This window comes from Streptomyces sp. T39, from assembly GCF_008042045.1.
Taxonomy (GTDB): Bacteria; Actinomycetota; Actinomycetes; order Streptomycetales; family Streptomycetaceae; genus Streptomyces.
Genome location: NZ_RDBP01000037.1, coordinates 1,012,640 through 1,021,904, shown reverse-complemented (window position 1 = coordinate 1,021,904; position 9,265 = coordinate 1,012,640). Strand labels below are relative to the sequence as shown.

The window sequence follows — 9,265 nt, the reverse complement described above, 5'->3', positions numbered from 1 at the left end:
GCGATCGACCGGCTGTCCCGCACCCTCGGCCCGGCCTGACCCCCGCCGGGCCCACCGCGCGGGAGCGGGCCGTGCGTCCGGCGGCCGCGGTCACCGGCCGTACGCTCCGCGGCAGACGCGGGCCCCGGTGCCGCCCGAGCCGCCTCACCCGTCGTATCTGCCGCACCCGCCCGCCGTACGGATCCCCACGGGACGCGAGGACGTCTGCGAGCTCGGCGAGTCCTACGGCGGCCTGCGCCCCGGCGGCACCGGGGCCCGCGTCTGCCGCGGAGCGTACGGCCGGTGACCGCGGCCGCCGGACGCACGGCCCGCTCCCGCGCGGTGGGCCCGGCGGGGGTCAGGCCGGGCCGAGGGTGCGGGACAGCCGGTCGATCGCCGCACGGACCCCGTGACCGTACCCGTCGTCCGCCAGGGCGCCGGTCGCCGCGCGCGCCCGGGCCAGGTGGTCCCGGGCGGCCGCCGGGCGGCTCAGCCTGACGTAGTCGGCCGCGAGGTTGAGGTGGAGCGCGGGGTAGAGGGCGCGGACCGCGACCGCCTTCTCCGCACCCTCGGCCGCGGCCAGGGCGCGCAGGTCCCAGGCGAGCTCGTCGTCGGGGTCGTCCTGGGCGTCGGCCAGGTAGTGGGCGAGCGTGCACCGGTGGAGGGCGTCGCCGGCGTCGGCGATCTCCGACCAGATCGCCGCGAGACGGTTCCTCGCCTCCTCGCGGTCCCCGCCGTGCAGCAGCATGACCGCCTGTCCGATGCGGGTCGTCACCGCGTCCTGTGGCGCCTGCTGCTGATCCGTCACGACGGCCTCCCGCGTCCGAACGGCACCCTGCCGCGGTCCTGACGCTAACCGCCCGCCCGGACAATCCCGGACAGGCTCGGGCGGCACGGCCCGAACCTGTCAGCCGGCGGTGTGAACGGCGCCCCGGACGTCAGCCGAGATCGGGGATGCGCCAGTCGATCGGCTCGTGGCCCTGGGCCGCGACGGCCTCGTTGATCTGCGTGAACGGGCGGGATCCGAAGAACTTCTTCGCCGAGAGCGGCGAGGGGTGCGCGCCCTTGACGACCACATGGCGGCTCTCGTCGATCAGCGGCAGCTTCTTCTGCGCGTAGTTGCCCCAGAGCACGAAGACCGCCGGGTCCGGGCGGGAGGCGACCGCGCGGATCACCGCGTCGGTGACCTTCTCCCAGCCCTTGCCCTTGTGCGAGTTGGCCTCGCCCGCGCGGACCGTGAGGACGGCGTTCAGGAGGAGGACGCCCTGCTGCGCCCAGGGCATCAGATAGCCGTTGTTCGGGACGGGCAGACCCAGCTCGTCCTGCATCTCCTTGTAGATGTTGCGCAGGGAGGGCGGGGTCTTCACCCCGGGGCGGACCGAGAAGCACAGACCGTGCCCCTGGCCCTCCCCGTGGTAGGGGTCCTGGCCCAGGACCAGGACCTTCACCCGGTCGTACGGGGTGGCGTCCAGCGCGGCGAACACCTCGGAGCGGGGCGGGTAGACCGGCCCGTTCGCCCGCTCCTTCTCGACGAATTCGGTGAGCTCCGCGAAGTACGGCTTCTGGAGCTCCTCGCCGAGGACGCCGCGCCAGGACTCGGGCAGCATGTCGGTGTCGGTCACGTCAACAACCTCCGGTGGACGGGCGGTTCCGGGATCCCGGAGCCGAGATCCCCGAACCTACCCGCCACCACTGACACTGGGGTCACCAGCTCTTCTTGCGGTACAGCTCCCACATCTGCATGACGGTCTGCGGGTCGAGCGCGTTCTCGCCGCCGCCGATCTCCTCGCTGGCCGCCACGTACAGCTTGCCCTGCCACAGGGGCAGCAGCCGCACGTCGTCGACGAGGATCTCCTGCGCCCGCTCGAACTGGCCGGTGACCGCTCCGCGGTCGCTCTCGCGGCGGGACTGCGGCAGCAGCTGCTCGGTGATCTCGGGGCTCTCGTACGGGGTGCCCAGCACGTTCTTGGCGCCGACGAAGGGGGCGATGAAGTTGTCCGGGTCCGGGAAGTCGGGGAACCAGCCACGGCCGAACACGGGGTACTCACCGGCCTGGTAGCCCGCCTGGAACTCGGTCCAGGGCTTGCCCTCCAGGGTGATCCGGAAGAGCCCGGTGTCCTCCAGCTGCCGCTTGATCTCGGCGAACTCCGGGGCGGTCGACGAGCCGTACCGGTCGGTCGTGTACCAGAACTTCAGCGGGACGGGCGCGGTGATGCCGGCGTCCTCGAGGATCTCCTCGGCCTTGGCGGCGTCGGGCTCGCCGAAGCGGTCGTAGAACTCAGTGGTGTGGCCGGAGATGCCCTTGGGGACCATGGAGTACAGCGGCTCCGCGGTGCCGTGGTAGACCTTCTGGACCAGCGCGCCGCGGTCGATGATCTGGGCGATCGCGCGGCGCACGGCGAGCTTGCCGGCCTTCGGGTCCTCGGGGTTGAAGACCAGGTAGCGGATGTCGGCGCCGACGGTCTCGACGAGCTGGAGGTGTGCGGTCTCCGGCTTCTTCTCCTGGAGCTCGACGACCTCCTCGGCGGTGAGACCGCGGTTGATCGCGTCGATCGTCCGGTCCTTCAGCGCCTTCATCATCACGTCCGAGTCCTGGAAGTACCGGATCGTGACGGCGTCGTTCTTGATCTTGGCGAAGCCCTTGTAGGCGTCGAAACGGCTCAGCTCGGCGCTCTGCCCCTTGGTGTACGAGTCCAGGGCGTACGGGCCGGAGCCGGTGAGCTTGCCGTCCTCGCGGAGCTTGTCCGCGGGGTACTGCGAGGGCGGCACGATCGACATGGCCGGGGTCGCCAGGATGAACGGGAACGTGGCGTCGGGGGTCTTGAGGCGGAACGTCACGGTGTCGTCCCCGGACGTGGTGACCCGGTCGAGGGAGCCGAGCAGCCCGGTGGGTCCGCTCTCCGCGTCGATGGTGCGGATGCGGTCGACGGAGTGCTTGACGGCCGCCGCGTCGAGGGTCTCGCCGTTGGTGAACTTGAGCCCGGACCGGAGCTTGCACTCGAAGACCTTGTTGGAGGCGTCCGTGAACCGGCACCCCTCGGCCGCGTCCGGCTGCGGGGTGGCCGAACCGGTCGGGAAGCTCACCAGCGTCTGGAAGACGTTGCGGTAGAGCTCCCAGGAGCCGTCCCAGGCCGCGGCGGGGTCGAGCGTACTCGGCTCGCTGGTCGTGCCGACGGCTATCTTCTGCTCGCCGTCGCCGCCGTCGTCGGAGAAGACACCGCACCCCGCCAGCAGAGATATGGACGCTAGGGCTGCAGCGGCCTGCAGACAGGTCCGGTAGAACACGTGCACGCTCCTCGTTCAGCCATGGGTCGGCGAACCATACCGCAGCGCCCCGCCGGGTCCATCTGACAGTCCGGGCGGGGCACTTGGATCATTCAGGAACAGACCGCGCCGAAGCGGTCCGATGCGGTGGCGTCAGTGCACACCCGCGTTGAGGAAGATACCCCCATCGACGACGAGCGTCTGCCCCGTGATCCAGTCGGATTGTGCGGAGGTGAGGAACGCGGCCGCTCCGCCGATGTCCTCGGGCACGCCGAGCCGGCCGAGCGGGTAGGCGGCGGCGGCCTCGGCCTCCCTGCCCTCGTAGAGCGCCTCGGCGAACTTGGTCTTGATCACCGCGGGGGCGATGGCGTTGACCCGCACGACCGGCGCGAACTCGTGCGCCAGCTGCAGGGTCAGATTGACCATGGCCGCCTTGCTCATGCCGTAGGCGCCGATGAAGGGCGACGCGGAGACGCCCGCGACGGACGCGATGTTCACGATCGCACCGCCGTTGTCCTTCTGCCACGCCTTCCAGGTCTGCTGGGCGAAGCCCAGCGCGGAGACCACATTGGTCTCGTAGACCTTGCGCGCCACGTTCAGGTCGAGCTCGGCCATCGGGCCGAAGACCGGGTTGGTGCCCGCGTTGTTGATCAGGAAGTCCACCCGGCCGAAGGCCTCCATGGTGGCCGCCACGGCGGCCGCCTGATGGCCCTCGTCGGCCGCCTTGCCCGGCACCGCGATGGCCCGGTCGGCGCCCAGCCGCTCCACGGCCTCCTTCAGCGCGTCCTCACCGCGGCCGGTGATGCACACGCGGTCGCCGCGGGCGACCAGCGCCTCGGCGACGCCGAAGCCGATGCCCCGGCTGCCGCCCGTGATGAGGGCGACCTTGCCGCTGTCCACGATCTCTCCCGTCATGTCCGTCGTCCCCCGATCAGTTGAGCGGGCCGCCGGCCACGTACATGACCTGGCCCGAGACGAATCCGGCGTCGTCGCCCGCGAAGAAGGCGATCGCATTCGCGACGTCCTCGGGGCGGCCCACGCGCTGGACGGGGATCTGGGTGGCGGCGGCGGCCTGGAAGTCCTCGAAGCCCATGCCGACCCGCTCGGCGGTCTGCGCGGTCATCTCGGTGACGATGAAGCCGGGGGCGACGGCGTTGGCGGTGATGCCGAACTTGCCGAGCTCCTTGGCGAGCGTCTTGGTGAAGCCCTGGAGGCCGGCCTTGACGGCGGCGTAGTTGGCCTGGCCGCGGTTGCCGAGTGCGGAGGACGAGGAGAGCGAGACGATACGGCCGAAGCCGGCGTCGACCATGTGCTTCTGGCAGGCCTTGGCCATCAGGAAGGCGCCCTTGAGGTGCACGTTGACGACGGTGTCCCAGTCGGACTCGCTCATCTTGAAGAGCAGGTTGTCGCGGAGCACGCCGGCGTTGTTGACGAGGACGGTCGGTGCGCCGAGTTCGGCGGCGATCCGCGCCACGGCGGCCTCCACCTGGGCGCCGTCCGAGACGTCGCAGCCGACGGCGATCGCCTTGCCGCCCGCCGCGGTGATCTTCTCGACGGTGTCCTTGCAGGCCGCCTCGTCGAGGTCGAGTACCGCTACGGCGCGGCCCTCGGCCGCGAGCCTGACGGCGGTGGCGGCGCCAATGCCCCGCGCGGCTCCGGTCACGACAGCCACACGCTGCTCGGTGGTGGACATTCTGGTTCTCCTCGCCCTTGAAGCCCGTCACATCACGACTGCCGGGGTCCGGCGTGCCCTCCGCCACCAGGGCTGAGCGACCGCTTAGTACCTCGACAGGAAGGACGCTAGAAGCCCTGGCACCCGGTGTCAACGGCGACGGGGCGCGGCGTCGCACACACAGGCTCCGCGCCGCGGCCGGCCGGAGGTCAGCGCACCAGCAGATCGAGCAGCCGCTCGACCTCCGCCGCCGGGTCTCCGGTGAGCCCCGTGTGCACCGGGCCGGGCTGCACGACCGTCGAACGCGGCGCGATCAGCCAGCGGAAACGCCGCCCCGCATCGTCCCCGCCCGCCTGGCCGGCGTCCTCGCCGCCCCGGCAGACGCCCTCCACCGCACCCAGCGCGGCGCGCACTCCTGCGACGTCGGCGTGCGGGTCGAGCGCCCGGAGCTTGGCGGGGTCCAGATGGGTGCGGGCGGCGACGAACGACTTCGCCCGGCAGTACACGACCACGCCCGCGTTGAAGCACTCGCCGCGCTCCACCCTCGGCACCACGCGCAGCAGCGCGTACTCGAATACGTCCCGGTCGCTCACTGCTCGGCGCCCTTCGCGGTCGTCTGCGTCTTCGTGGGGTGGGGCCACGGCTTCCCGTGGTCGGTCAGCCACCCGGGCGGCTGCGGGGCCCTGGGCGCGCTGGGCTCGTTCAGGGTGATGCGCTCGTGGATGGAGCCCGCGCGCGCGAGCAGGGCCTCGACGTACGCGCGCCGCACGGCGTCGGGCGTCTCGAAGCCCGCCTCGCCGACCAGCCAGTCGTCGGGCACGTCGGCCGCGACGGCGGTGAGCAGTTCCTCGGTGACCTGCGGGGCGAGGGCGGCGGCGGCCGCGGCGACGTCGGGGCGAAAGCGTGCCAGCGCGTGGTCGGAGGCGTCGTACGGCTTGGCAGCGGACGCCTGGGCGCCCGGCCAGTTGTGGTGCCAGATCATCGTCGCCCCGTGGTCGATGAGCCACAGGTCCCCGTGCCAGACGAGCAGGTTGGGGTTGCGCCAGGAGCGGTCGACGTTGTTGATCAGGGCGTCGAACCAGACGACCCGGCCCGCCTCCTCGGGGTCCACCTCGTAGGCGAGGGGGTCGAAGCCGAGGGAGCCGGGCAGGAAGTCCATCGCGAGGTTGAGACCGCCGGAGGCCTTCAGCAGTTCCTGCACCTCCTGATCGGGCTCGGACAGCCCGATCACGGGGTCCAGCCGGATCGCGGCCAGGTCGGGCACGCGCAGCCCGAGCCGCTGTCCGAGCCGGCCGCAGATCACCTCGGCGACCAGCGTCTTGCGACCCTGGCCGGCGCCGGTGAACTTCATGACGTACGTGCCGAGATCGTCGGCCTCGACGATGCCGGGGAGCGAGCCGCCCTCACGCAAGGGCGTGACATAACGGGTCGCGGTGACCTCTGTAAGCATTTCGCCAGGCTATACGGCGCTCACGCCCTGAGAATCCGCGGAAGCGCGCCGGGACATCCGGTCACGGGACGCGGACATCCGGCACCGGCACGTGCCCCGCACCGGTGCCGGGCCGGCCGCGGGTGTGGTCGCGGGCACGCACCGGTGCCGGGCCGGTCGCGGGAGCGTGCTCCGTTGCGGCCGCGGGCGCGTGCTCAGGTGCGGACGAGCAGGACGAGACCGGCGGCCGCCAGGCCGATCACCACCGCCGCGACTCCGTGGCCGAACCGGTGGGCGGGCAGCGGCAGGAGGCGGTCCACGGCGATCCGGCCGGGACCGGTGAGCGCGAGCGCTCCGGCGCCGGCCGCCAGCAGGACCTCGTACTCGACGCCGGCGGGCGCGAAGAAACCGCCGCCCCACTTGACGGCCACCGCGTTGACCAGGGTGCCGAGGACGGCGGCGCCGGCCAGCGGTGTCAGCACGCCGAGGGCCAGCCCGAGTCCGCCGAGCACCTCGCTGAGCCCGGCGATCACGGCCATGGTCTCGCCCGACGGGTAGCCGCTCATCGCGAAGAACTGGCCGGTGCCCTCGATGCCACCGCCGCCGAACCAGCCGAAGAGCTTCTGCGCACCGTGCGCGGCGACGGTGAGTCCGAGGGCGAGCCGCAGCAGCAGGAGGCCGCCGTCGTGGGCGCGGGAGGACGGAGCGGCGGCTCCGGGAGTGCCGGTGGTCGGGCTGGTGTCACGGGTGATGGCAGACATGGGGCGCGGGCCTCTCTGTCGCGGACGATGGCAGGGTGCAGGTCGCTTGAAAGTTCAAGCAGATGCAACGTAACAGCTTGCGTGAAACTTCAACAACCAAGGCGGTCAGGTCCCGGTCGACGGGTCGCCACCGTGGGGAGCCCGGGCACGCCCCAGGATCAGGTCCCCGCCGATTCCGGGGCCGTTGCTGAGAATTGTGTGAAGCGTTGAACAACCGCGCGGGAGATCGCGTACACCATGAGGAACCCGTCGGCACAGGGCCGGCCGTGACCAGGGAGCCAACATGACCGGATCGCAGGGGACCGCGCGGACCGTGGCGCGGCGCACCGTCGTCGCCGCGGTGGGCGGCGCCGGTCTCACCGTCGCGCTGACCGCATGCGGCGGCTCGGACGACCCCGGGCAGACCGTGTCCGACAAGCCGGGCGGCGAGGGCGCGACGGGCGMGGGCGCGGGAGGCGGGACCGAGATCGCCAGGACGTCCGACATCCCGGAGGGCGGCGGCAAGGTCGTCGGCGACGTCGTCGTGACACAGCCGCAGGCGGGCGTGTTCAAGGCGTTCTCGTCCAAGTGCACCCACCAGGGCTGCGCGGTCAAGGACGTGTCCGCCGGGGTCATCAACTGCCCCTGCCACAACAGCCAGTTCGACGCGACCGACGGCAGCGTGAAGGCGGGCCCGGCGACCACGCCGCTGCCGCCCGCGCAGATCGTCGTGGAGGGAGAGTCGATCAAGCTCGCGTGATGCGCGGCCGCTGCGGTGCTCGGGGTCAGGCACCGGAGCGGACACCGCGGATCACGCGCGGGTCCGGACCGCGGCCGGCGCGTGCCGCGCGGTCCGGCCCCTGGCGGCCGGTCCGGTGCGCGCTGGTCGGCGGCGCCCCGGTCCGGCCGCGTCCGCGTGCGGACCGGCACCACCGGCGGCCCCGACCCCGACATCCCCCTCGACACGCTCCGGCTGCGGGTGCGGACACCGGCGGCCTCCGGCGCGCCCCGGGAGACGCGTCAGGCCGAGTCGGCGGCCACGGAGCGCAGGGCACCGACCGCGGCCCGGATCGACGGTCTGCGGTCCGCGTCCGTCCGCCACACCGCGTAGACGTGCCGGCGCATCCGCTGCCGCACGGGCACCAGCACCACACCCGCCGGGACGGACCCGCGGCCCAGCCGGGGCGCGACGCAGACGCCCAGACCGGCCGCGATCAGCGCGAGCTGGGTGTGATGCTCCCCCGCCGTGTGCGCGATCCTCGGCTCCACGCCCTGGGAGCGCAGGGTGAACACCAGCCAGTCGTGGCAGAACTCCCCCTCCGGCCAGGAGACCCAGTCGTCGTCGGCGAACTCCGCCAGATCGACCTCGTCGCGGCCGGCGAGCCGGTGCCCGGCGGGCAGGGCGACATCGGTGACGTCGTCGAGGAGCTGGGCCTGCGCGAGCCCGGCGGGCACGGGCAGCCGCTTGTTGCTCCAGTCCAGCACGATCGCGAGGTCGAGGTCGCCCCTGATCACCGACCGGATGCCCGATTCGGGCTCCATCTCCCGGGTGCTGACCCGCAGTTCGGGGTGGCTCGCGCGAAGGGCGGCCACCGTGCCGGGGAAGAGGCCGCGTGCCGCCGTGGGGAACGCCCCCAGCCGGACCTCGCCGACGACCCGGCCGCGCTGGGCCTCGATGTCCGACTGCGCCAGCTCGACCTGGGACAGGATGCGGGCGGCGTGGTCGGCGAGCAGCCGCCCCGCGTCGGTGAGCCGCACGCCGCGGCCGTTCCTGGCGAGCAGCTGCTGTCCCACCTCCCGCTCCAGCTTGGCCATCTGCTGGGAGACGGCCGACGTCGTGACGTGCAGCCCCTCGGCGGCGGCACTCACCGACCCGTGCCGAGCGAGGGCGTCGAGGGTCCGCAGACGCTCCAGGTTCAACATGTAAGCGATGCTACGCGAACGGGTCCATCTTTTCTCACTTGTTCTACGAGGTGAGAGGCGCGATGGTGGTCCCATGAGCGCCGCAGCCACTGCCGGACCCCGGCAGTCGTGATGTGACGGGCTTCAAGGGCGAGGAGAACCAGAATGTCCACCACCGAGCAGCGTGTGGCTGTCGTGACCGGAGCCGCGCGGGGCATTGGCGCCGCCACCGCCGTCAGGCTCGCGGCCGAGGGCCGCGCCGTAGCGGTACTCGACCTC

Annotated in this window: 11 protein-coding genes; 2 read left to right on the top strand and 9 right to left on the bottom strand. The window is 72.3% G+C overall.

Annotation, left to right across the window (positions count from 1 at the left end):
- Positions 1-337: 337 nt before the first annotated feature.
- From EAO77_RS27160 to EAO77_RS27125, 8 genes are all read right to left on the bottom strand, one after another.
- Entirely contained in the window at positions 338-787 is a 450-nt protein-coding gene (locus EAO77_RS27160) for a hypothetical protein (RefSeq protein WP_147990883.1), read from the bottom strand.
- 130 nt (positions 788-917) lie between these two features.
- On the bottom strand, positions 918-1,601 hold the full coding sequence (locus EAO77_RS27155; RefSeq protein WP_147990882.1) for a uracil-DNA glycosylase: 684 nt from the start codon (positions 1,599-1,601) through the stop codon (positions 918-920).
- An 82-nt stretch (positions 1,602-1,683) separates the two neighbouring features.
- A complete protein-coding gene (locus EAO77_RS27150; RefSeq protein ID WP_147990881.1) occupies positions 1,684-3,264 on the bottom strand; it encodes an ABC transporter substrate-binding protein in 1,581 nt (526 codons plus the stop codon).
- Between the two features lie 132 nt (positions 3,265-3,396).
- On the bottom strand, positions 3,397-4,158 hold the full coding sequence (locus tag EAO77_RS27145) for an SDR family oxidoreductase (protein ID WP_147990880.1): 762 nt from the start codon (positions 4,156-4,158) through the stop codon (positions 3,397-3,399).
- Between the two features lie 16 nt (positions 4,159-4,174).
- Complete coding sequence (fabG, locus tag EAO77_RS27140; RefSeq protein WP_147990879.1) at positions 4,175-4,936, bottom strand: 3-oxoacyl-ACP reductase FabG; 762 nt, start codon at positions 4,934-4,936, stop codon at positions 4,175-4,177.
- 188 nt (positions 4,937-5,124) lie between these two features.
- Positions 5,125-5,508, bottom strand: coding sequence for a DUF3037 domain-containing protein (locus EAO77_RS27135; protein ID WP_147990878.1), 384 nt, complete (start codon positions 5,506-5,508; stop codon positions 5,125-5,127).
- The gene (locus EAO77_RS27130; protein ID WP_147990877.1) at positions 5,505-6,365 is read right to left on the bottom strand and encodes a HipA family kinase; all 861 of its coding nucleotides are present in this window, start codon (positions 6,363-6,365) and stop codon (positions 5,505-5,507) included. The genes EAO77_RS27135 and EAO77_RS27130 overlap by 4 nt, the downstream gene beginning before the upstream one ends.
- A 194-nt stretch (positions 6,366-6,559) precedes the next feature.
- The gene (locus EAO77_RS27125; RefSeq protein WP_147990876.1) at positions 6,560-7,105 is read right to left on the bottom strand and encodes a DoxX family protein; all 546 of its coding nucleotides are present in this window, start codon (positions 7,103-7,105) and stop codon (positions 6,560-6,562) included.
- 283 nt (positions 7,106-7,388) lie between these two features.
- On the opposite strand from EAO77_RS27125, the gene EAO77_RS27120 reads away from it, so the two are divergent.
- On the top strand, positions 7,389-7,844 hold the full coding sequence (locus tag EAO77_RS27120; RefSeq protein WP_147990875.1) for a Rieske (2Fe-2S) protein: 456 nt from the start codon (positions 7,389-7,391) through the stop codon (positions 7,842-7,844).
- A gap of 260 nt (positions 7,845-8,104) precedes the next feature.
- On the opposite strand, the gene EAO77_RS27115 is transcribed toward EAO77_RS27120, so the two are convergent.
- The gene (locus EAO77_RS27115; RefSeq protein ID WP_147990874.1) at positions 8,105-9,007 is read right to left on the bottom strand and encodes a LysR family transcriptional regulator; all 903 of its coding nucleotides are present in this window, start codon (positions 9,005-9,007) and stop codon (positions 8,105-8,107) included.
- Positions 9,008-9,151: 144 nt separating this feature from the next.
- On the opposite strand from EAO77_RS27115, the gene EAO77_RS38870 reads away from it, so the two are divergent.
- Positions 9,152-9,265, top strand: a 114-nt coding sequence (locus EAO77_RS38870; protein WP_187283433.1) for an SDR family NAD(P)-dependent oxidoreductase, incomplete at its 3' end; no start/stop codon positions are given.